Source organism: Alcanivorax limicola (assembly GCF_019931215.1).
Taxonomy (GTDB): domain Bacteria; phylum Pseudomonadota; class Gammaproteobacteria; order Pseudomonadales; family Alcanivoracaceae; genus Isoalcanivorax; species Isoalcanivorax limicola.
Window position 1 is genome coordinate 79877 of the sequence record NZ_JAIOUB010000005.1, and the last position, 21819, is coordinate 101695.

Here is a 21819-nt window from a genome sequence, read left to right on the forward strand (position 1 = left end):
TGATGACGGATGCATTGAAGATTGGCCCGCAGATGCGCATCACCCTGCATTTTGCGGTGCGCCTGATGGACGGCACCGAACTGGACAGCACGTTTGGCGGCAAGCCCGCGTCGTTTGTCTGGGGTGATGACTCCCTGCTGCCGGGTTTTGAACGCGCACTGCTGGGCCTCAAGGCCGGTGACAAGCGCAGCGTGTTTCTCAGTGCCGAGGACGGCTTCGGCGAGTACAACCCGGACAATGTGCAGCATTTTCGCCGCGATGAGTTTCCGGACGACGCCGAGCTCGAGCCGGGCGTGGTGATGAATTTTGCCGATGCGGCCCGCGCCGAACTGCCCGGTGTGATTGCTCGCCTGGAAGATGACTGGGTCTATGTGGACTTCAATCATCCGCTCGCCGGCCGCGAACTGACTTTCGAGGTCGAAATCATCGACGTCGCCCACAACGCGCCCGAACAGCCCGTTACCCTTCAGTAGCCAGTAGCCAGTAGCCAGTAGCCAGTAGCCATTAGCGTGCCTGCCACGGAAAGTGTGGTGTGCAGAGCGGCGTTGGTGTGCAGGGAGCCAAGCGGGCGCGTACAATAGGGGCACGTCACCAGGCAGGCTTTCCCATGCAAATCCGTCTCGCCAACCCGCGCGGCTTCTGTGCCGGCGTTGATCGCGCCATCGAAATCGTCAATCGTGCCCTGGAAGTGTTCGGGGCGCCGGTCTATGTGCGCCATGAAGTCGTGCACAACCGCTTTGTGGTGGAGGATCTGCGCGCCCGGGGTGCCGTGTTCGTGGAAGAGCTGGACGAGGTGCCCGAGGACGCCATTGTCGTGTTCTCGGCCCACGGCGTGGCCCGGGCTGTCCAGGACGAGGCCGGCCGTCGTGAGCTGCAGGTCTTCGATGCGACTTGCCCGCTGGTCACCAAGGTGCATATGGAGGTGATCCAGTACGCCCGCGAGGCGCGTGAAAGCATTCTGATCGGCCACGCCGGCCACCCGGAAGTGGAAGGCACCATGGGGCAGTATGACACGACCGCCGGCGGCGCCATCTACCTGGTGGAAGACGAGGCGGATGTCGCCGCATTGCAAGTGCGCGACCCGTCCCACCTGGCGTTTGTGACCCAGACCACCCTGTCCGTGGATGATACCGCCCGCATCATCGAAGCCCTGCGCGCCCGCTTCCCCGACATCAAGGGCCCGCGCAAGGAAGATATCTGCTACGCCACCACCAACCGCCAGGACGCCGTGCGGCAGCTGGCGCTGGAGTGCCAGCTGGTGCTGGTGGTGGGCAGCCCCAACAGCTCCAACTCCAACCGCCTGCGCGAGCTGGCGGAGCGCTGTGGCACCCCCGCCTATCTGATTGATGGGCCGGCCCAGATTGACCCTGAGTGGCTGGTCGGCAAGGGCGTGGTCGGCGTTACCGCAGGTGCCAGTGCCCCGGAGGTGCTGGTGCAGCAGGTGGTGAATCGCCTGCGCGCGTTGGGCGGGCAGAGCGCGGAGGAGGTGACAGGTCGGGAGGAGAATGTCCGTTTCTCGATGCCGAAGGGGCTGCGCGGCGAGCGCTGAAGGCGCCGTAACCCCCGCCCTGAGCCGCTTGGCGCTGGGTTTGTCCCGCCTGTCTGGATTGCATTGCTCCCTTTTTCGCCAAGGTTAGTCTAGGGCTTGATCCTCTTTTTCTGGACGAGCCTGGATGATGAACACAGTGGGAACCTCTACAAAGACGGCTTCGGAGCGCCTGGCACAGACCCGACGCGCGACGGCGCGCCTGTCTGCGCGACAGCGCGGTGTGACGCTTGTCGAACTGGTGGTCACGCTGGTTGTTGCCTCCATTACCCTCGCCATTGCCGTGCCCTCGTTCAATAACCTCAATGCCAGCGCCAATATGCGCAGCACCGCCACGGATCTGATCAGCGCCATCAATGGTGCTCGGGCGGATGCCGTCAATCTGCGCGGCCAGGTCACCCTGCGCCCGATCACCGGATCTGACTGGTCCAGCGGCTGGGTGATCGACTACAGCAGCGGCACCCTGAACGAGGAAAACCGTGAGTTTCTGCCCGCGCGCGGTGTGACGGTTTCCGAAGAGTCGGATATCGCCAGCCTGGTGTTCCTGCCCAACGGCACGGTCAACACGCAGGCGCGGTTCGAACTGTGCGGCCCGAACGACGGACGACTGATTGACGTCAGTCGCGTCGGGCGCATCTCCAATACCAACCAGAGCTGCCCATGAACGCATTATCGGTTTGCAAATACTCGAGGGCTGAGCGCCAACAGGGTGTCAGCATGATCGAGATACTGGTGGCGCTGCTGATTGTCAGCATCGGCGTGCTGGGGTACGCGGGCCTTCAGTTGCGCGCATTGAACAGCACAGAAGATGCCCACTATCGCACGCAGGCCACAGCGCTCGCGCAGGATGTGATCGAACGGATGGCCGCCAATCCGCGTGGACAGAATGGTTACACCACGGGTAACGACTGGCCGCTGGAAGCCCCGACCTCCGGGATGCCTGCCAGCTGGGGCGCATGTCTGGGCGCAAATGATTGCACGCCGGCGCAGATGGCCGCCTCGGATATTGAGCAAGCGCGCTGGTTCGCAGCGCAGATGCTGCCAGGTGGGCGGGTACGGGCGGAGCAGTGCACGGGGGCGCAGGGCGTCTGTGTGACCGTGGCCTGGGGCAATGCATCGCCGGCGGAATGCAATCCGCTTCGCGACCAGTGTGTGCGTATGGAGGCGATCATATGGACCGCACCGTGAAAACCGTTCGGGGCAATACTGGCTTCGGCATGCAGCGCGGCTTCAGTCTGGTTGAGTTGATGGTGGCATTGTTGCTGGGGTCGCTGATTGTGATTGCGTCGACGCAGCTGTTCATTACCAATCAGCGCACATTCCAGTTGCAGCAAGGGCTGACAGATATTCAGGAACAGGGTCGGTTTGCACTGGATTTTGTCGCCCGGGATTTGCGCCGCACAGGGTTGCGCCAGCCGGATTTCGTTACCGGCCCGGATGTCGGTATCGAGCTTGATGCGCTGACCGTCAATGGCCAGAGCTTCCCGGCGAGCAGCGAAGGGGGCGGCGATAATGCGGCCAATGACAGACTGACTTTCTCGTTTCACGGCAACGCCGGAACCCAGGACTGCGAGGGCAGTACCCTGGCCGCCGCCGCGGCGCCGGCGCGCGTCGTCAACACCTACTGGGTCAACGACCAGGCGGAGCTGATGTGTCGCGGCAGTATAGATGCCGGCACCAATGGTATTGCCATCGTGTCGGGCGTCGACAGCTTTCAGGTGCTTTATGGCGTAGATACTGATGAGGACAGGGTGCCGTTTGCCAGCCGGTATGTGCGGGCCGATCAACTCACTGCGGCGGATCCTGTTGTGACGGTACGGGTGGGGTTGCTGGTGCGGGCCACTCAGGGAAACCTGCCCGAGTTGGCGGAGCCGGTGGATTTCATTGTGCTCGACAAGCTGGTGGAGGCAGGCAGTGCGCCGCTTGATGTCGCCGCTGTAAGGCGCCTGTTCATTACCACGGTGCGCGCCCGTAACTATACTTGGGAGAGTATCTGAATGAACGCATTCCCGATATCCCGTCGCGGTGATCAGCGCCCGAAGAAGCAGCAAGGCGCCGCCATGCTGGTGGCGCTGATGATTCTTATTGTGGTGACGATCATTGGCGTTGCTGCGATGCGCTCCAGTGTTTTCAATTCGAAGATTGCCACCGGCGCCCGGGCCAGCACCATGGCATTCCAGGCGTCCGAATCAGCGCTGGCGGCACTGTTTACAGAAGCCGGCGATCAGAATGATGCCAACCCTGACAATGCGCTCAATGTCGCCATCGGCCAGCTGAGCCTGGGCGTGTTCGAGAGTGTCGAGCGCTGTCTGACGGTGTCGGATATGTCCAAGCCGGGCGCCTGTGCCCCTCGTGATCGTTACGACAGTGCCGGGTTGATGCAGGCCTCGTACCGTCTGGCGGTGAACCCCACTCCCCGTGTGGCGCCACCGTCCCTGGATGTGAACGACGGCGGTCAGATCAGTCGTGCCGGGGAAGGCACTACCATTTTCGGTGACTATCAATTTGTCGGCGTCGGCCACGGCCGTCTGGATATGCTTGATGTCAATCAGTTTAACGTTCAGGAATTTGCCCGACGCGGCATTATCCCGGGAGATGATCTGTGAATAATCATAATCCTACTCAGGAAGGCTATGGCAGCGCTACGCGCTCAGCCGTGACGCACATTGCTGACAGATTGCGGCGTTCCCGCCTGTTCTTGCTGGTGACAGCCTGCGTGCTGTTGTCGGCGCGTCCGGTCTATGCCGAAGATATCCAGATCTACCTGCAGGCGGGCAGCGAAAGTGCTGGTGCCAACGTGGTATTTCTCCTGGAAACAGCGGGGCAGGTGAATACCAATTTTGCCAACGGCCATCCGGGCTGTCCGGGTCGCAGCGTCAGTGACGAGATGTTTTGCGCCATGAACATGGTAGTGAACGCGCTCTCTGGCAATATGCGGGTCGGGATTGCGGCCCAGAACCGGGGGGGCACTGATGGTGGGCACATAGGTTTTACCGTCACCAACCTGGAAGAGAGGGCCGGCACACGCGTGGTATCGCGCGTCCGCGACGAGGCCGCAGATGCGGTACAGGATCGGGCGAATCGGGATGATCCCTGGAACGCGATTGATGTGCAGGCCACTCAGATGCGGCTGCCGGGCAGTCGGGGTAACGCTGGCCATCTGGAGGCCACCCGTCGGGTGGGGTTTGTCTTTAACGACGTGGCCATCCCGAGCTGGGCAAAAGTCACCAGCGCGCGGCTGGAGTTGCGCATGCCGATGAGTCGCTCGGGCAATGCACAGGCCTACGTGGCTTTTGAAGAAGTGGATCATCCCGCCCTGTTTTCGGATCAGCCTGGCGAAGATCTGGCTGATCGTCTCTGGAGTGACACGGTCGCCAGCGATCTGAAGATGGAAGGCACGCAGATGTCCATTGATGTCAGCGCCGCCATGCAGGGTGCGGTGGCGCGCTCCGACTGGTGCGGCAGAAACTCTGTGACGCTGATGATCGATCGCACATCGTTTGGCAATGGTTCAGAGCCGGATGTGTACAGCTACCGTGCGCAGAACGCGGACGGTAATCGGTTGGGGCAGCCAGAGCTCGTCGTCGAGTGGGACCCGGACACGTCGCACAATCAGCCTGCGGGTGCGCAGTCCTGTATGGGAGGCGTGCGTCTGGACCTTCAGGCGGATGCGGATGATGCATCGGAGAGTCTGTCAAACTCGTCGGTGGTGGCGACGGCGGCGCAGCTTCTTGCAGGCCGAAACGCCAACCCCGCTCGTGTGGCCGGTCTCAACAATAACCAGAATTACATCAGTGGGCTGCGTTTCAACAGTGTGGCCTTTGGCAGTGATGCGAGCATCGCTGAGGCAAAACTGAATCTGCGCGTGGACGAAGCTGGCAGCCAGCCGCTGATCATCCGCCCGATGCTGGGGAATACGCCGGCTTTTGCGGGCAACGGATCAATATCCTCCCGGCCACTGGGTACGCCCATCGAGACCACGGTGGCGGTGGGCAACCAGGTCATCGATGTAACTGATGCGGTCCGCAGTATTCTTGCCTCCGCCGGCTGGGTGGCCGGGGGGGCAATGGGCTTCCGTCTGGATGCCAAAAACAGTACCACGGTTGCTGAGCGCATCAAGGTTCAGGCGCGGGAAGGGGGCGCGGCCTCTGCGTTTCTGGTCATGTCGGTACTGAGTAACAAGCCCGGGGATTTTGCCCAGTCATTGACCCGGCGGGATGACGTCAGGCTGACGCTCGATGCCATGCAGAGCGGTGCGGGCGGTGGTAATACCAAGACCGGCGCCTCCTATGTGGAAACGATCCGTTACCTGCGGGAAATGTCGCCCCGTTACGGCAATCAGAATTACGCTGATCCGAACGCGTTCACCGATGCCTCGCGGACCCGTTATACCGGAGTCGAATACGATATTGATGAATGCCCGGGCGAGACCCATGTGATTATGGTGAGCAACAAGGACCCCAACGGCCAGGATCCTGCCGAGGCGGCCAAGGGATATCAGGAATTGTCTGGCAATACCTGCTCATCGGGAGACCAGTCAGGTTGGGGATGCATCCAGAGTCTGGCAGGTTATTTGCGCTCTGAAGGTGTCGTGACCCATGCGGTCAACTTCGCCGAGACCGAAGCGCTCGCGGACAAGATGAAGAAAGTGGCTGCCCGTGGGGGTGGTGAATATCGCTATGCCAGCAATGCCCTGGAATTGTCAGAAGTGATTGCCGAAATTCTCGACAGCATCGTGATCAGTGACGCCTCCATGGCTGCGCCGGGTGTGGCGGTCAACCAGCTCAACCGGTTCCGGCATCTTGACCAGTTGTATTACGCCTTGTTCCGGCCGTCTCTGGATACCCGTTGGGACGGCAACCTCAAGCGCTATCGCCTGGATTTCAGCACAGATCCTCCCTCCATCGTGGATGAAAAGGGCCGTGCAGCGGTGGATCCGGTCACAGGCTTCTTCAAAGGCACCTCCAACAGCTGGTGGGGGATGCGTGATGACGGCTCCGATCCGGACGATGGCTCCGACGTGACACTGGGTGGTGCGCGGGAGGAGCTGGAGATGAGCGACACGCCGCGGCGATTGCTGGTGGCGGAAACGTCGCCGTCCGCCGGGGGCAGTGTCAGCGCTACCACCAAACCTGCCGGTATGACGCTGCATCAGGTGCGTTCTTCGGCAGATATCTCGTCACCATTGCTGTTGGGCATGGAGTCTGATGCCTCCGACGCGGAAGTGCAGAGAGGGGTGGAGTTCCTGCTGGATGGCTGGGGCGATCCGCTGCACTCCGAACCGCGGCTGGTCAACTATGGCTTCCAGGGCAGCTTCGGCGATGCCAGCCAGGACGACAGCCTCCAGGACAACACCCTGTTCGTCGCCACCAACGATGGCATGCTGCACGCCATCGAAGCCAAGACCGGCAGAGAGCTGTTTACCTTCATGCCGCCTGAAGAGCTGGCAAAAACCGAAGATCGTCTCGTCGGCGGCCGGCTGGACGCAGACGACCCGCAGCGGACCACTTACGGCCTGGACGGTGGTATCACTGTATGGCGTCAATCCAGTGGTGATGGTTCCGGTAGCGCCAAGAACGTCATCCTGTACGTGGCGCAGCGTCGTGGAGGCCGTAATTACTATGCGCTGGATGCGAGCGACCGGGAGAACCCTCGTCTGCTGTGGAGCATCAATGGTGGTAGCGGTGCTTTCAGTAATCTGGGGCAGACCTGGGCCGCACCGACGTTGGCGCAGATCGTGCTGGACGGCAAGCTGGTGCCGGTACTGGTGATTGGTGGTGGCTATAGCCCGAACGATCACGACACCCCCGGGAGCGTCAGCACCGGTGATGCGATGGGTAACGGCATCTATATCGTCAATGCCAATAACGGAGCCTTGATCTGGTCTGCTTCCGACTCCGGTGCGACGGTCAATCACCCGGATATGAAATGGGCCATGCCGGCAGCGGTATCGGTCGTGGATGTGGATTTCAATGGTGTGCTGGATTACCTCTACGCCACGGATCTTGGCGGGCAGGTATTCCGTGTGGATTTCAACCATAACAACACGGGCAGCAGCGATCTCGTTCACCGTGTGGTCACACTGGCTCAACTCGGTGCCGGTGACCCGGATACCAGCGGCATTGCCAATCACCGCCGTTTCCACTCACCGCCCGTGGTGGCGCTGGGCCGTCGTGACGGTGAAACCCTGCTGCAGGTGTCAATCGGTTCAGGCTACCGGGCACACCCGCTGGATACGCGCACGGACGATCGCATCTATCTCCTGGATGATGTCGATGCGCTTGAGGCTCGCGGCCCTGGCACGATCACCACGCCAGCGATCACGGAGCCGGCCTTGCTGGATGTGACCAGTAATCTTGATCCCACCCCCGCGGAGATGGAAGGCAAGCGAGGCTGGATGATCCGTCTCGACAAGGGTGAGAAAGTCCTGGCGCCGTCAGTCATCACAGAAGGGGTGATATTCATGAGCTCCTATTTGCCGGAGACGGCCTACGCCGATAAATGCCAGCGTGTGATCGGTGGCTCCCGCCTTTACGGTCTGCGGCTTTCCGATGGTGGTCCGGCATTGCGCAACAACTCCGGTGATCTGGTGCGCTCTGAGGACCTGATTCTGCCGGGGCTGCCCCCGTCGCCCCAGGTGCTGCTGGGTCCCGAGGCGGAGCGTGTTGTGCTGGTGGGCACGGCTGCGGTGGATGTGGGGCCCTCCGGTGGATTTGGTCTGCGTCGCACCCGGTGGTACGAGGTGCCCACGGAGGCAGAGGCTGACGCTATCCTGAATGAGACGATGACCAAGACCGAGCAGGAAGAGTGATCATGAGACAGCGTAATGCCGGGTTCACCCTGATGGAGTTGATGATTGTTGTCCTGATCATTGGCATCATTGCGGCCATTGCGGTGCCGTCTTATACGCGCCAGGTGCAGGATGGTCGTCGGGCGGCCATGCAGGGCGATATGATGGATTTCTCCTCAAGGCTGGAAGTCTATCGCTCCCAGCGTTTCTCTTATGAGAGCTGGGGAGATTCACTGACCGCCCCGACCAATGATTACTTCACGCTGGCGGTGACACTGGGCGCGAATAATCAGACCTTCGTAATGACGGCAACACCCAAGGGCCAGATGGCGGGCACAGGTGTCATGATGCTCAATAGCCAGGGGCGCAGTTGTTTTGTACGTAACGCCGGTTCCTGTGATCTGAATGATCCTGATCAGTCCTGGAGCAGTCGCTGAACACGGTTGATGGCTGGCGTGGGATCAAAGGCAGGCGTCGGGCGCCGGAGGGTTTCTGTCCACCCTTGGACGCCCGATACGGGTTACTACGACCCGACTTGCCCGGCCTCGATAACACAGCAGGAAGTGGCCATTCTGGAAGTAGCTGGTGGCGTGGGCCCCGTAATGCAACCAGGGGCGATTGCGGAAGCTCCGCCACTGTATCGTCATGCCTTCCGGCAGTATCAGTGAATCGATGGTTTCTCCCATTGGACCGGGGTGGGAGGTCGTGCCGGCCGCACGGGCAACCAATACGCCGGTACTGATATCGAATTCCTCGCAGTCACTGCCAAGGGCGCATACTAGCGCACCACCGTTTTCCGCTCCGGCAATTCGCGCCCGGTAGAGCAGGCCTGTGAGCGCGTTGCTTTGTGCAATGAGTGATTGCCGCGTCGCCAGGTCGCGCATGGCCGGTAATGCCATGTTGGCCAGCAGTGCCATCAGGCAAAGGCCGATCAACAGCTCTGGCAGTGTAAATCCCTGCGTTCTGTTCATTTCAGTCTCATCCGTGAGTCTCGAAAATATTCTCCGACAGTAAGGGAATCCGGTTCTGCCCGGGGCGGTGCGCTGGGCTGGCGGCCGGCGACGTAGCCCCTTTGGCGGCGGTATCAGCCTGTCTCCCTCCTTTTTTTCAGCAATATCCTGCAGCAAGTAACGGCATGGGCTGACGCGAGCACAGGCGAATGTCGCACAGCTTGGGTGCAGTGGGTGCGGCGGGTATCATGGCGGTCTTCATTTCACGGTCCATTTCACCGGGTGGTACAGCATGCGAGCAGTGGTCATCGGGGCGGGCGTTGTCGGCATGCTGTCGGCGCTTGCGTTGCGCGAGCGTGGTTACCACGTCACCGTGCTGGACATGGCCACAGCCCGGCCGCCGGCTTCCTGGGCCGGGGGCGGCATCCTTTCGGCGCTGTTCCCCTGGCGCTATCCAGCCCCCCTGACGGCACTGACGCAGGATGCAGTGCCCCGTTATACGCAGCTGGCGGCGCGGATCCTTGCCGCAGGTGGTCCCGATCCCGAGGTTTACACCTGTGGCATGCTGGTGGATGCGGGAGGAGAACATGACGCCGCCCTGGCCTGGGCGGCCCGCCACGGAAAGCCGGCGGACTACCGCTCGGCAAGTCAGGTGGCGCCGGTGCTGCCGGACGCACCCTGGATATGGCTGCCGGAAGTCGGCACGGTGCGGAATTCCCGATTGCTGAAAGGGCTGCATTGCCTGCTGGCCCGTGAGGGTGTATCCCGGGCACCGTCAGCGGCGGTATCGGCGATCGTGCCAGAGCAGGGGGCGTGGCGGGTATCCAGTGCTGAGGGCGCCATCATGACGGATCAGGTGCTGATCGCGGCAGGCGCCTGGAGCGCCGAGCTGTTGGCCGATGCGGGCCTGCAGCTGGGGTTGCAGCCCGTTCAGGGGGAAATGCTGCTGTATCCGCCGGGTCTTGCGCCGCCGCCCTGTGTGTTGCTCAGTGACGCCGGTTACGTGATTCCGCGGCGTGACGGCCATGTGCTGGCTGGCTCAACGTTGCGTCATGGCAGCCAGGATCAGCGCCCGACTGCCGGGGCCGCACAACAACTGCGTGCTATGGCGGAGACGCTCTGGCCGCCATTGAAGGACACGACACCTGTGGCACATTGGGCCGGCATCAGGCCCGGCAGCGCGCGACAGTGGCCCTGGCTGGGCGAAGTGCCGGATGCGCCGGGCCTGTTCCTGGCGACGGGGCATTATCGCAACGGGTTGGTCAGTGCGCCGGCCAGTGCAGAGCTCATTGCGTGTCTCATGGCGGGGAAGCGCCCGTCCATTGATCCGCGGCCTTATGCGCTCTCTTCAGCACTGTCCGCGCCATCATCCTCGTCATCACCGCCTTGATCCAGGCCAAGCTTCTTCAGCCGATAGCGCAGGGATCTGAAGGTCATGCCCAGTTTTTTTGCGGCCGCCGTGCGATTCCACAAGGTGGCATCCAGTGCGCGCAGGATTTCACGCTTCTCGATTTCCTGCAGGTAGTCTTCAAGAGGCTGGCTGGCGGGACGTGCGGCCTCTGAACTGGACGGGCTTGCTCCGCCGCCGGCGGGTTCGACGTTGTTGCGCAACTGCAGATGCCGGCTGTCGATCTCCGTGCCATCGGCCAGCGTGAGTGCGCGCTCGAGAATATTCTCCAGTTCGCGGACGTTGCCCGGGAAAGCATAGTGCGCCAGTGCCTCGGTGGCTTGCCTGTTCAGTGTTGGAACGCTGATCTGCCATTGTTGGCACAGGCGCTCGAGAATGTGCTGTATCAGCAACGGCAAGTCCTCGATGCGCTCGCGCAGCGGCGGCACGTTGGCCTCGATCACATTCAGACGATAATACAGATCCTGCCGGAAGCGCCCTTGCACGACTTCTTCCGCGAGATGCTTGTGGGTTGCACAGAGAATGCGCAGGTTGACCTGGAATTCCCGCGGCTCACCCACCGGGCGTACACTTTTTTCCTGAATTGCGCGCAGTAATTTCACCTGCATGTGCAAGGGCAGGTCAGCGACCTCATCCAGGAACAGGGTGCCGCCATCCGCTTCACGGAACAGGCCTTTGCGATCCTCGAATGCCCCGGTAAAACTGCCTTTGCGGTGCCCGAAGAACTCGCTCTCCATCAATTCAGACGGGATGGCGCCGCAGTTGACGGCAATGAACGGCTTTTCCTGGCGCGGGCCCAGCATATGGATCAGGCGTGCGACCCGCTCCTTGCCGCTGCCGGACTCCCCGCTGATATAGATCGGCGCCTGGCTGCGCGCCAGCTTGACGATCTGCCGGCGCAACTGCTGCATGCCTGGCGCTTCACCAATCAGCTGATCTTCAACCGGGGTATCAGGGGTTCTGTCGCGAATGCCGAGGCCGTCGTCCACCAACTGACGAAGCCGGTCCAGTGAGACCGGTTTGGCAATGAAATCGAAGGCGCCTTCTTTCATCGCCAGCGTTGCCGTTTCCATATTGCCGTGGGCGGTGATCATGGCCACAGGCAGATCGGCGTGATGCTGATTGATGTGGCGCACCAGTTCGATGCCGTCGCCATCCGGCAGATTCATGTCGGTCAGACACAGGTCAAACCCGCCTTTGCCGAGGGCCTCCAGCGCTTCACTGACAGTGCCCACGGCGTGGGCGTCAAGTTTCATGCGGCCAAGGGTGATGACCAGCAGTTCGCGCAGATCTGCTTCGTCATCAATGACCAGAATACGTCGTTGTTGTGTCATTTACTGGAATACCCGATCCGGATGAGCAAAGGTTATCACAAAGCTGGCGCCCGGATCGGCAGCCTCATGATCGAGCCGGGCCTGGTTACTTTCGCAGAGTTCCCGGCACAGAAAAAGACCTAGCCCGGTGCCGTCGCGCGATGTAGTAAAAAACGGCTCGAAAAGATTGGCCACTGCCTCGGGGGCAACCCCCGGTCCATAGTCACGCACCTTCAGCCATGGCAGGCCTGTTGTGGGATGTGCGCCGGCCAGAATATCGATTTTGCCGCCGCCACCATGACGCAATGCATTACCCAGCAGGTTATCCAGGACCTGATCCAGCTGGCGCGCATCAAAGCGAACATCCGGCAGATTGTCCGGAATCATGGCACGCAGCAGCGAGGCATCCCGCCCGGCCTCGCGCCAGCGGTTTACGCAATGGCCGACGACTTGCCGCAGATCGAGTTTCTCGGCGCTGCTGGCCTGGCGGCGCGACAGCGCGAGAATGTCTGTAATGATGCCGTTCACTCGCGCCACGTGCTTCTGGATGATGCCCAGCAGCTTCTTGTCTTCTTTTTCGGCGATGCCCTCTTCCAGCAGTTGTGAGGCATGGTTGATAGCGCTCAGGGGGTTGCGGATCTCGTGGGCGATGGTGGCGGACATGCGCCCCAGGGACGCGAGTTTGAGCTGCTGCACTTCCTGCATCAGGCGTGCACGGTCCTCCAGGAAGACGATCACGGAAGCGTTGGCGGGGCTCTTGTCGGCATTGCCGCTATCCAGCAGTGCGAAGCGCGCGTCCAGTGCGGGGCGCTCGCGGTCAGCGGGCAGGGGAGGGAGCTGTTCGTTCGGGTCGGCTTGCCATTGGCGAAAATGCGTCATGAGGCATTCAGGCAGTGTTTTGCCTGCCGCGGTGCCAGGGAACAGCTCCTGCGCCGAGTGGTTGCACAGCTCGATGGTGAATGCGTTGTTGAAGACCAGAATGCCGGTGCGCATGCGCTCGACGACTTGCTGATTCAGCGCCTGCAGATGCTGGATTGCACCATGCTGGAGCACCGCCAGCTGCTCGCTACGGGCGAGCCGCTGGGCAACCTGGCGAGTGATGAGTGCGACAGCGAAGAATGCCACGCCCAGGGTGCCGGATTCGGTCATCAGGAATGGATCATCGGCTGCTGTCTGCAACGCGAAGTACACCTGCTCGAACATGACCGCGAAGGTGGCCAGTGCCGCCGTCAGCAGCCCGAGCCGGCCCGGCAGAATAATGCTTGCCGATGCCACAGTGACCAGCAACAAGACTGTCAGGTTGCTTTCTATGCCGCCGCTGGCATGGATCAGCAGAGTCAGCACCAGTACGTCGGAGAGCACCGGCACGAGTGGCATCAGCGGACGGCCGCGATACAGTGGCGCTTTCAGCAACACCGACATGAAGGTCAGTGCGACGTAGGCCAGGGAGGTGTAAAGAAACAGCGAGGGGTTGGACTGCCCCAGCAGTGACGGGCCCCTGTTGGCCAGAAAGACCACCAGCAGTAACACCGCGAGCAGAATGCGGTAGGCGGTGTAGACGCGTATCGGCGTCCACAGCTGGGTGTCTTCCAGCGGCCGGCTGGTATCAATCACCCTGTTGCTCCAGCCAGGCCTGACGGTGATCGTGGCAGCAGAAATGATGCGCTTTGTGCGGCAGTGCCAGATGCTCGGGCACATAGACACCGCAATGGGCACAGCGCAGCATGCGCTCGGTGCTCTGTGGCACGGACGATTTGCCGCGCCCGGTGACGGTCTTGATCAGGCGCCAGACCAGATAAACCAGCAGCGCGAGGATGATGAGTCGGATCAGGCCCATTTCCCGGATTCCTTGAGGATCGATAAAAACAAGACCACTAGATTCTACGGAACCGGCGCGCATCGCAAGTGCCGGGAATCGCGGCAGAGGGTACAATCGCGGCTCTGGCAAACGAGAGGCGGACAGTCATGCGAGTAGTCATCGCACAGCGCAACATGCTGGTGGGCGACATTGAGGGCAATGCCGAGCGTATCCTGGCTGCGGCCGACGAGGCCCGGCGCCTGCTGGGCGCTGATCTGGTGGTCTTCCCTGAACTGGCTCTGACAGGCTATCCGCCAGAGGATCTGCTGCTGCGACCGAGCCTCAACACGCGCATCGAGGAAGCCATCCGTGACATCGCAGCAGGCACGGAAGTGCCGCTGGTCATTGGCTACCCGGGCGTGCGTAACGGAGTGCGCTACAACGTGGCCGGGCTGATACGTCCAGGCGAAGCGACCGCCGCGTGCGAATACTTCAAGCAATGCCTGCCCAACTACCGTGTGTTTGATGAGAAGCGCTATTTTCAGGCCGGCCATCAGTCGCAGCTCTTCGAGCTCGATGGATTGCGTTTCGCCTTGTCCGTGTGTGAAGACATCTGGCATCCGGGGCCAACGATTGCCGCGCGCGATGCAGGTGCCGAGCTGGTGATCAATCTCAACGCCTCGCCGTTTCGGCGCGACAAGCATGAGGAGCGCCTTGAGCAGGTGCGGGCGCGCGCCCGGGATACCGGACTGCCGGTGATCTACTGCAATCTGGTGGGCGGCCAGGACGAACTGATTTTTGATGGTGGTTCCTTCGCCGTGGACGGTGCCGGGCAGTGCGTGGTGCAAGGCGGATTTTTCGAGGAGGCTCTGATTCCGCTGGATATTCATCGTGGCGCAGACGGCCTGATTATCGATGGTGAGCAGCTGCCGACCCCTGATGAAGAAGAGAGTGTGTACCGCGCGCTGGTCCTGGCCGTGCGTGACTATGTTGGCAAGAACGGCTTTCGCGGCGCACTGCTGGGGTTGTCTGGCGGCATCGATTCGGCCCTGACGCTCGCCATTGCCGTGGACGCGCTGGGCCCGGAGCGGGTTGAGGCGGTCATGATGCCGTTCCACTATACCTCCGATATGAGCCGCGAGGATGCTGCTGCCCAGGCGCGCACCATGAACGTGAACTATCGCGTACTGCCGATTGAGGGCATGTACGACAACGCCATGACCGTGCTGGCTGACAGCTTTGCGGGTCTCAACGCCGATACTACCGAAGAAAATCTCCAGGCGCGCTGCCGTGGCGTGCTGCTGATGGCGCTGTCGAACAAGCTCGGGCATGTCGTGCTGCCCACCGGCAACAAGAGTGAAATGGCGGTGGGATACGCCACGCTGTATGGCGACATGGTGGGCGGCTTCAGCGTGTTGAAAGATGTGTCCAAGACCTGGGTCTATCGCCTGGCGACCTATCGCAACAGGAAGGCCGGGCAGGACATCATTCCGCAGCGCGTGATTGATCGCCCGCCCTCAGCAGAACTGGCCCCGGACCAGGTGGACCAGGACAGCTTGCCGGATTACAGCGTTCTGGACGCCATCCTGGCGCTGTACGTCGAACAGGATTACAGCGCAGAAGCGGTGATTCGCGCTGGCTTCGAGCGGGAGGATGTGTACCGGGTGGTGCGCATGGTGGATCGTAATGAGTACAAGCGCCGCCAGAGCGCCGTTGGCCCCCGGGTAACGCGGCGCGCCTTTGGCAAGGACCGTCGTTACCCGATCACCAATGGCTGGCGACCGGGCGATTGAGTGGAGCGTGATACAGGGCTGTAGCGGTAAACCGTGCCGTTACAGCAGATCAAAGGTAATCAGGCTGAGCCAGTTGCGCTCATCCCGCGGCCACCACTCCAGTGCCACCCGCTGGCGACTATCCAGGTATTCGCTTTCCGGCCAGTTGTGCACCAGCACCGTCTGGCTGCGGCTGGCCAACTCGTCCTCACCGAGCGAGCGGTAGGCACGCGCCATGATGGCCAGTGCCTCCTCGACGGCGGGGGTTTCCTGATAATGCAGCACCACCTGTTGTGCCCGATTGATCGCCGCGACGTAAGCGCTGCGGCGCGCATAGTAGCGCGCGACGTGCAGTTCCTGTGCCGCCATCTGGTTGCGGATATACACCATGCGCGAGCGCGCATCCGGGGCATAGTCACTGTCGGGATAGCGGCTGGCCAGTTCATGGAAATCCCGGAACGCATCACGCCAGGACGACAGATCCCGAGATGCGCGATTGGTGCGCACGAGGCGGTCAAACAGGCCGCGCTGCATGTTGTAGTTGGCCAGGCCTTTCATATACAGCACATAGTCCATGTGCGCGTTGGCCGGATAATTGCGGATGAAACGCGTGGCGGTGGCCACTGTCGCCGGGTAATCCAGCGCCCGGTACTGGGTGTAGATCAGATCAAGCTGCGCCTGCTCGGCAAAATCACCATAAGGGAAACGTGCTTCCAGCTCGCGCAATTCGTCAATCGCCGACAGGAAGTTATTGCGGTCGAGCTGCTTGCGCACCTCCTCGTAATGCTCCGATTCCGTGCGCTCCGGCCGTTCTTTGGGTTTGTTGGAGCAACCGGCGACCGACAGCAGCAGGGCGAGGATGACGACAAGGCCGACAGGAAGGCCGGTACGAAGACGAGTATGTGCGCGCATGATGACCTGATGCATGATGACCTGATGTTGGTAACTCATTGATTGCCGGACGTGTCCGACCTGAATATCCGGCTGCCCTGCTATGCAGGGTGCCACGCCCTTGTTGCGGCGTGATCAGCGCCCGCCATTTAAGCATGGGCAGGCTGGCGCGGCCACCCGGCCGCCGACCCGGAACCGACACGTCCCCGGGCTGTCTGCGTTATACTGCCGCCTGACGCAGGGTGCCGGGCAATCGGCACGCTTCACATCTGATGCCGACACTGTCTACCGAGGTTCCCTGATGGGACAACCGACCACCGATAAAATTCAGCTCAGCGCCCGGGCTGCCCCCGAGCATGCAGGCCAGCGCCTGGATCAGGTCGCTGCCGAGCTGTTTGACCGCTTTTCCCGGTCCCGCCTCCAGCACTGGATCAAGGCCGGTACCCTGACCGTGAATGGCAAGCAGGCCAAGCCCAAGGACAAGCTGATGGGCAGCGAAGAGCTGGTCATCGACGCCGAGCTGGAAATCGAGGTTGATGACGCGCCCCAGGCCATCGATCTGCCCGTGATCTACCAGGACGACGATCTGCTGGTGATCAACAAGCCCGCCGGACTGGTGGTGCACCCGGCCGCTGGTCACCATGACGGCACCCTGCTGAACGGGCTGCTGCATCAGGACCCGGGCCTCAACAACCTGCCGCGCGCCGGCATTGTGCACCGTCTGGATCGCGACACCACCGGCCTGATGGTCGTGGCGCGCACGCTGGAGGCGCACACTTCGCTGGTGGCTCAACTTCAGGACAAGTCCCTGTATCGGGAATATGAAGCGGTTACCGTTGGCGTAATGACCAGTGGTGGCATGGTAGATGCCCCCATCGGCCGCCACCCCCAGGACCGCAAGCGCCAGGCCGTGGTCGAGGGCGGCAAGCCCGCCGTAACCCACTACCGTGTCATCAAACGCTACCGGGGCCATACCCACATCCGGGTGCAGCTGGAAACCGGGCGCACGCACCAGATTCGCGTGCACATGACGCACATTCGCTACCCGCTGGTGGGCGACCCGGTCTACAGCGGCCGCCTGAAACTGCCCGCTGGTGCAACCCCGGCCCTGCGCGAGGCGATTCAGGGTTTCCGCCGTCAGGCGCTGCACGCCCGCAAACTGGGTCTGATACACCCGACGTCCGGTGAGTACATGGAATTCGAATCGCCGTTGCCCGCTGACTTCGAGGCGCTGCTGGCCAGCTTGCGCGCCGACGTGGCCGAGCAGGCTGAACGTCCGTGAGCCGTGCTGGATGATGAAGGACGCCGTGGCACTGCCCGCCCTGGGCGACTGGCTGATTCCCGATTGGCAACCGCACCCGAGCGTGCGCGCCTGCGTGACCACCCGTGCCGGCACGCTGTCGCCCCCCCCCTGGCGCGGCTTCAACCTTGGCGCCAACTGTGGCGATGAACCGGAGCGGGTGGAGCAGGCCCGGCGGCATGTGCATCGGTTGCTGGGCACCCCGCACCCGCCCACCTGGTTGCGCCAGGTGCATGGTGTGGCCCTGGTGCCCGCCGGGCATGCTGATGCTGAGGCGGACGGTGTCTGGACCGATAAAGCCGGTTGGCCTTGCGCCGTACTCACCGCAGATTGCCTGCCAGTGCTGCTGGCGCGTTGCGACGGCCAGGCGGTGGCGGCGGTGCATGCCGGTTGGCGTGGTTTGCAGGCCGGGATTATCGAACGTGCCGTGGCGCAGCTTGCTCCCGATGGCGAGCCACTCTCGGCGTGGCTGGGCCCGGCGATTTCCCAACCTTGCTATCAAGTCGGGCGGGACGTGTACGAGGCCTTTGTCGGCAGTGATCCCGCCGCGGCTGCCGGTTTCGAGCCAGATGGCACCCCCGAGCACTGGCACTTGAGCCTGACCGGGCTGGCGGGTCAGCGCCTTGAGCGCGCTGGCGTTACGGATGTCAGCGGCGGTGAGCAGTGCACCGCGTCCGACCCCTCACGTTTTTATTCCTACCGTTATGAAGGCCAGACCGGCCGCTTCGCCAGCCTGGTCTGGCTCGATGCAAGTGCTGATTAAGCCTTCCCTCCGCATCGCTGTTTATTGATCTGGCGCAACTATTGATCTGGCGCAACAAGCGCGCTTGGGCACCGCTTGAAAATCATCCAGGTCGACCTCATTTTCAGGCTATCTGAAGTACTGCTAATCAAAGTGCTGCGACGATTGAGGGAAAATCATGCGTCCTGACCGTTTTACAAGCCGTTTGCAAGAAGCGCTGGGTGAAGCCCAGTCCCTGGCTGCCGGCGCCAGCCATACCACCATTGAACCGGTACACCTGATGCTGGCGCTGTTGCGTGCCCGTGGCGGTAGCGCCCGGCCGTTGCTGGAAAAAGCCGGCGCCAACGCCAACGATATTGATACTGCCCTGCAACTGGCCGTGGAAAAGCTGCCCACCACACAACAATTCAGTGGTGACGTGCATCTCTCCCGCGGGCTGGGCAATCTGCTCAACCTGGCGGACCGCGAAGCACAGCAACGCGGCGACCAGTACATTTCCAGTGAAGCCGTTCTGCTGGCAGCCTGCGACGATAGCGGCGAGCTGGGCAAGCTGCTCAAGCGCGCCGGGGTGGTGAAAAATGTGCTGGCGCAGAAGATTGATGACGTGCGCGGAGGCGAAAGCGTGAACGACCCCAATGCGGAAGAAAAACGCGAAGCGCTGGACAAATACACGGTGGATCTCACCAGCCGCGCCGAAGACGGCAAGCTGGACCCGGTGATCGGTCGCGACGATGAAATTCGTCGCACGATTCAGGTGCTGCAACGCCGGACCAAGAACAACCCGGTGCTAATCGGTGAACCCGGTGTCGGCAAAACCGCTATCGTCGAAGGCCTGGCCCAGCGCATCGTCAATGGCGAAGTGCCGGAAGGCCTGAAAGACAAGCGCGTCCTGTCTCTGGACATGGCGGCGTTGATCGCCGGTGCCAAGTATCGCGGCGAATTTGAAGAGCGCCTGAAAGCCGTGCTCAACGAACTGTCCAAACAGGAAGGTCGTATCATCCTGTTTATTGATGAGCTGCACACCATGGTGGGCGCCGGGAAAGCCGATGGCGCCATGGACGCCGGTAACATGCTCAAACCCGCCCTGGCCCGTGGCGAGCTGCACTGCGTCGGCGCGACCACACTGAATGAATACCGCCAGTACATCGAGAAAGATGCCGCCCTGGAACGTCGCTTCCAGAAAGTGCAGGTGGACCAGCCCACGGTGGAAGACACCATCGCCATCCTGCGCGGGTTAAAAGAGCGCTATGAAGTGCACCACGGCGTCGAGATTACCGATGGCGCCATCATTGCTGCGGCCAAGCTGTCCCAGCGTTATATCACCGACCGCCAGCTGCCGGACAAGGCGATTGATCTGATTGATGAATCGGCCAGCCGCATCCGCATGGAAATGGATTCCATGCCGGAAGAAATGGATCGCCTCGACCGCAAGCTGATCCAGCTGAAAATGGAGCGCGAAGCGGTGCGCAAGGAAGAAGACGATGCCAGCAAGAAGCGCATGGCAAAGCTGGAAGAAGACATCAGCCGTCAGGAAAAGGAATACGCCGACCTGCGCGAAATCTGGGAAGCGGAAAAAGCCAGCCTGATGGGCGCCCAGGAATACAAGGCCGAGCTGGAGAAGGCCCGGGTTGAAATGGACCAGGCCCGCCGTGCTGGCGATCTGACCCGCATGTCAGAATTGCAATACGGCCTGATTCCCGAGCTGGAAAAGAAAGTGGCTGAAGCCCAGGGCCAGGAACAGCAGGATATGCAGCTGCTGCGCAACAAGGTGACGGACGAAGAGATTGCCGAAGTCGTGTCCAAATGGACCGGCATTCCGGTATCGAAAATGCTCGAGGGCGAGCGCGACAAGTTGCTGCGCATGGAAGACGCCCTGCACGAACGTGTAGTGGGCCAGCACGAAGCGGTGGAAGCCGTGGCGAATGCTGTGCGCCGCTCCCGCGCCGGCCTGTCCGACCCCAACCGCCCCAATGGCTCCTTCCTGTTCCTGGGCCCGACCGGTGTCGGCAAGACGGAGCTGTGCAAATCCCTGGCTTCTTTCCTGTTCGATACCGAAGAGGCCATGGTGCGCATCGATATGTCAGAGTTCATGGAGAAGCATTCCGTGGCTCGACTGATCGGCGCACCGCCGGGATACGTGGGGTATGAGGAGGGCGGTTACCTGACCGAAGCGGTGCGCCGCAAACCCTATTCCGTGCTCCTGCTCGATGAGGTGGAAAAAGCGCACCCGGATGTGTTCAACATTCTCTTGCAGGTGCTGGAGGATGGCCGCCTGACCGACGGCCAGGGTCGCACGGTGGACTTCCGCAACACCGTGGTGGTGATGACCTCCAACCTGGGCTCAGACCTGATTCAGCGGATGGCGGGTGAAGAACAGTACGACACCATGAAGGCAGCGGTGATGGAGGTGGTGGGCACCCATTTCCGGCCCGAGTTCATCAACCGGGTGGATGAAGTGGTGGTGTTCCATCCGCTGGCCAAAACGCAGATTCGTGGTATTGCCGAGATTCAGCTGGCCGGGCTACGCAACCGCCTGGCAGAGCGGGACATGCGCCTGGCGCTGACCGATGGTGCACTGGACCTGCTGGTGGAAGCCGGGTTCGATCCGGTTTACGGCGCGCGCCCGCTGAAGCGGGCGATCCAGCAGAAGATCGAGAACCCCCTGGCGGCCGCCATCCTGCGCGGCGACTTCGCCGCCGGCGACCTGATTCAGGGGGATGTCAGTGGCGAGGGCCTGGTATTCGGCAAAAGCCACTGAGGCGAGAAAGACTGACGGGCCGGATGGATGATCAGTTGCAGGCGCGCAGGCGCTCGCGGGTGTCATCCAGCATCTTCTGGCGTGCTTCGGTATCCAGCGTGGTGACTTCGCCAGTGTCCGGGTCTTCCATGCGTACGACCGGGCGGTTGGTGAGGGTCTCCAGATTGTCCCGCAGTTGCTTGCAGTAGGCCTCGTCGACCGGGGGTACGGCAGGCTCTGCGGGCGTTTGCTGGCGGTTACTGCCTGCGCGGGCCGGCGGATTGCCGGCTTCCCGATCCCCGCCGCCCTGGCGTTGACGGCGATCCGATCCCTGGCCCCAGGTGCGGACTTCACGGCTTTCCTCACCTTCCGGCGCGCTCTCGGAATAATGGGTAACCCCTTGTTCATCCACCCAGCGGTAGAAGGTCTGGGCGCTGGCGGCCTGAGCCAGCAGGGCAAGGCCCAGCAATGGCAGGATCGTGCAGATCGTTATTATACGGTTCACCCTGTTTTCTCCCCATCTTGTTGCGCCACAGGTTCGGCGGCTTCGCCGTGCGGAGCCGGTGCTCCGC

At 61.9% G+C, this 21819-nt stretch carries 19 protein-coding genes; 13 read left to right on the forward strand and 6 right to left on the reverse strand.

What is annotated here, in order from left to right; translation table 11 throughout:
* Nucleotides 1-2 precede the first annotated feature (2 nt).
* From fkpB to K8B33_RS15585, 8 genes are all read left to right on the forward strand, one after another.
* The gene (fkpB, locus tag K8B33_RS15545) at nt 3-473 is read left to right on the forward strand and encodes an FKBP-type peptidyl-prolyl cis-trans isomerase (RefSeq protein WP_223428198.1); all 471 of its coding nucleotides are present in this window, start codon (nt 3-5) and stop codon (nt 471-473) included.
* A gap of 134 nt (nt 474-607) precedes the next feature.
* Nucleotides 608-1549, forward strand: coding sequence for a 4-hydroxy-3-methylbut-2-enyl diphosphate reductase (ispH, locus tag K8B33_RS15550; RefSeq protein ID WP_223428199.1), 942 nt, complete (start codon nt 608-610; stop codon nt 1547-1549).
* Between the two features lie 127 nt (nt 1550-1676).
* Nucleotides 1677-2210 (forward strand): GspH/FimT family pseudopilin, encoded by a 534-nt coding sequence (locus K8B33_RS15555; RefSeq protein ID WP_223428200.1) that lies wholly within the window; start codon nt 1677-1679, stop codon nt 2208-2210.
* On the forward strand, nt 2207-2734 hold the full coding sequence (gene pilV, locus K8B33_RS15560; protein ID WP_223428201.1) for a type IV pilus modification protein PilV: 528 nt from the start codon (nt 2207-2209) through the stop codon (nt 2732-2734). The genes K8B33_RS15555 and pilV overlap by 4 nt, the downstream gene beginning before the upstream one ends.
* Nucleotides 2719-3543, forward strand: coding sequence for a PilW family protein (locus K8B33_RS15565; protein ID WP_223428202.1), 825 nt, complete (start codon nt 2719-2721; stop codon nt 3541-3543). Before pilV ends, K8B33_RS15565 begins: the two co-directional genes overlap by 16 nt.
* On the forward strand, nt 3544-4152 hold the full coding sequence (locus K8B33_RS15570) for a pilus assembly PilX family protein (protein ID WP_223428204.1): 609 nt from the start codon (nt 3544-3546) through the stop codon (nt 4150-4152).
* Nucleotides 4149-8357: a pilus assembly protein gene (locus K8B33_RS16240; protein ID WP_223428206.1), complete on the forward strand. Its 4209-nt coding sequence runs from the start codon at nt 4149-4151 to the stop codon at nt 8355-8357. Before K8B33_RS15570 ends, K8B33_RS16240 begins: the two co-directional genes overlap by 4 nt.
* Nucleotides 8358-8359: 2 nt before the next feature.
* Nucleotides 8360-8773, forward strand: coding sequence for a type IV pilin protein (locus K8B33_RS15585; RefSeq protein WP_263284717.1), 414 nt, complete (start codon nt 8360-8362; stop codon nt 8771-8773).
* A 24-nt stretch (nt 8774-8797) separates the two neighbouring features.
* Here the strand turns inward: K8B33_RS15585 and K8B33_RS15590 are convergent, their stop codons facing one another.
* Nucleotides 8798-9307: a pilus assembly FimT family protein gene (locus K8B33_RS15590; protein WP_223428208.1), complete on the reverse strand. Its 510-nt coding sequence runs from the start codon at nt 9305-9307 to the stop codon at nt 8798-8800.
* 271 nt (nt 9308-9578) lie between these two features.
* Between K8B33_RS15590 and K8B33_RS15595 the strand changes: the two genes are divergently transcribed.
* Complete coding sequence (locus tag K8B33_RS15595) at nt 9579-10676, forward strand: NAD(P)/FAD-dependent oxidoreductase (protein ID WP_223428210.1); 1098 nt, start codon at nt 9579-9581, stop codon at nt 10674-10676.
* Here the strand turns inward: K8B33_RS15595 and K8B33_RS15600 are convergent.
* The 3 genes from K8B33_RS15600 to K8B33_RS15610 are packed head-to-tail and all read right to left on the reverse strand — an operon-like array spanning nt 10622 to nt 13844.
* A complete protein-coding gene (locus K8B33_RS15600) occupies nt 10622-12028 on the reverse strand; it encodes a sigma-54-dependent transcriptional regulator (RefSeq protein ID WP_223428212.1) in 1407 nt (468 codons plus the stop codon). The genes K8B33_RS15595 and K8B33_RS15600 overlap by 55 nt on opposite strands.
* Nucleotides 12029-13621, reverse strand: coding sequence for a sensor histidine kinase (locus K8B33_RS15605; protein WP_223428215.1), 1593 nt, complete (start codon nt 13619-13621; stop codon nt 12029-12031).
* Nucleotides 13614-13844 (reverse strand): PP0621 family protein, encoded by a 231-nt coding sequence (locus K8B33_RS15610; RefSeq protein WP_223428216.1) that lies wholly within the window; start codon nt 13842-13844, stop codon nt 13614-13616. Before K8B33_RS15610 ends, K8B33_RS15605 begins: the two co-directional genes overlap by 8 nt.
* A 128-nt stretch (nt 13845-13972) precedes the next feature.
* Here K8B33_RS15610 and K8B33_RS15615 point away from each other — a divergent pair, with 128 nt between their 5' ends.
* Entirely contained in the window at nt 13973-15598 is a 1626-nt protein-coding gene (locus K8B33_RS15615; protein ID WP_223428217.1) for an NAD+ synthase, read from the forward strand.
* Between the two features lie 39 nt (nt 15599-15637).
* Here the strand turns inward: K8B33_RS15615 and K8B33_RS15620 are convergent, their stop codons facing one another.
* Nucleotides 15638-16528, reverse strand: a complete 891-nt coding sequence (locus K8B33_RS15620) for an outer membrane protein assembly factor BamD (protein ID WP_223428218.1) — start codon at nt 16526-16528, stop codon at nt 15638-15640.
* 241 nt (nt 16529-16769) lie between these two features.
* Here K8B33_RS15620 and rluD point away from each other — a divergent pair, with 241 nt between their 5' ends.
* The 3 genes from rluD to clpB all read left to right on the forward strand — a co-directional run bounded on the left by rluD (nt 16770) and on the right by clpB (nt 21268).
* A complete protein-coding gene (gene rluD, locus K8B33_RS15625; protein WP_223428219.1) occupies nt 16770-17750 on the forward strand; it encodes a 23S rRNA pseudouridine(1911/1915/1917) synthase RluD in 981 nt (326 codons plus the stop codon).
* Between the two features lie 10 nt (nt 17751-17760).
* The gene (pgeF, locus tag K8B33_RS15630; RefSeq protein ID WP_223428224.1) at nt 17761-18531 is read left to right on the forward strand and encodes a peptidoglycan editing factor PgeF; all 771 of its coding nucleotides are present in this window, start codon (nt 17761-17763) and stop codon (nt 18529-18531) included.
* 157 nt (nt 18532-18688) lie between these two features.
* Nucleotides 18689-21268: an ATP-dependent chaperone ClpB gene (gene clpB / locus K8B33_RS15635; RefSeq protein WP_223428225.1), complete on the forward strand. Its 2580-nt coding sequence runs from the start codon at nt 18689-18691 to the stop codon at nt 21266-21268.
* A 31-nt stretch (nt 21269-21299) separates the two neighbouring features.
* Here the strand turns inward: clpB and K8B33_RS15640 are convergent, their stop codons facing one another.
* Entirely contained in the window at nt 21300-21752 is a 453-nt protein-coding gene (locus tag K8B33_RS15640) for a DUF4124 domain-containing protein (protein WP_223428226.1), read from the reverse strand.
* Nucleotides 21753-21819 lie beyond the last annotated feature (67 nt).

What these genes read in the sequence shown, in the direction of transcription:
- K8B33_RS15600 (WP_223428212.1), bottom strand. Translation starts at nt 12,028, where the DNA reads ATGACACAACAACGACGTATTCTGGTCATTGATGACGAAGCAGATCTG.
- K8B33_RS15585 (WP_263284717.1), top strand. Translation starts at nt 8,360, where the DNA reads ATGAGACAGCGTAATGCCGGGTTCACCCTGATGGAGTTGATGATTGTT.
- K8B33_RS15565 (WP_223428202.1), top strand. Translation starts at nt 2,719, where the DNA reads ATGGACCGCACCGTGAAAACCGTTCGGGGCAATACTGGCTTCGGCATG.
- K8B33_RS15570 (WP_223428204.1), top strand. Translation starts at nt 3,544, where the DNA reads ATGAACGCATTCCCGATATCCCGTCGCGGTGATCAGCGCCCGAAGAAG.
- K8B33_RS15590 (WP_223428208.1), bottom strand. Translation starts at nt 9,307, where the DNA reads ATGAACAGAACGCAGGGATTTACACTGCCAGAGCTGTTGATCGGCCTT.
- K8B33_RS15595 (WP_223428210.1), top strand. Translation starts at nt 9,579, where the DNA reads ATGCGAGCAGTGGTCATCGGGGCGGGCGTTGTCGGCATGCTGTCGGCG.
- K8B33_RS15610 (WP_223428216.1), bottom strand. Translation starts at nt 13,844, where the DNA reads ATGGGCCTGATCCGACTCATCATCCTCGCGCTGCTGGTTTATCTGGTC.
- pgeF (WP_223428224.1), top strand. Translation starts at nt 17,761, where the DNA reads ATGATGAAGGACGCCGTGGCACTGCCCGCCCTGGGCGACTGGCTGATT.
- K8B33_RS15615 (WP_223428217.1), top strand. Translation starts at nt 13,973, where the DNA reads ATGCGAGTAGTCATCGCACAGCGCAACATGCTGGTGGGCGACATTGAG.
- K8B33_RS15555 (WP_223428200.1), top strand. Translation starts at nt 1,677, where the DNA reads ATGAACACAGTGGGAACCTCTACAAAGACGGCTTCGGAGCGCCTGGCA.
- ispH (WP_223428199.1), top strand. Translation starts at nt 608, where the DNA reads ATGCAAATCCGTCTCGCCAACCCGCGCGGCTTCTGTGCCGGCGTTGAT.
- K8B33_RS15620 (WP_223428218.1), bottom strand. Translation starts at nt 16,528, where the DNA reads ATGAGTTACCAACATCAGGTCATCATGCATCAGGTCATCATGCGCGCA.
- rluD (WP_223428219.1), top strand. Translation starts at nt 16,770, where the DNA reads ATGGGACAACCGACCACCGATAAAATTCAGCTCAGCGCCCGGGCTGCC.
- clpB (WP_223428225.1), top strand. Translation starts at nt 18,689, where the DNA reads ATGCGTCCTGACCGTTTTACAAGCCGTTTGCAAGAAGCGCTGGGTGAA.
- pilV (WP_223428201.1), top strand. Translation starts at nt 2,207, where the DNA reads ATGAACGCATTATCGGTTTGCAAATACTCGAGGGCTGAGCGCCAACAG.
- fkpB (WP_223428198.1), top strand. Translation starts at nt 3, where the DNA reads ATGACGGATGCATTGAAGATTGGCCCGCAGATGCGCATCACCCTGCAT.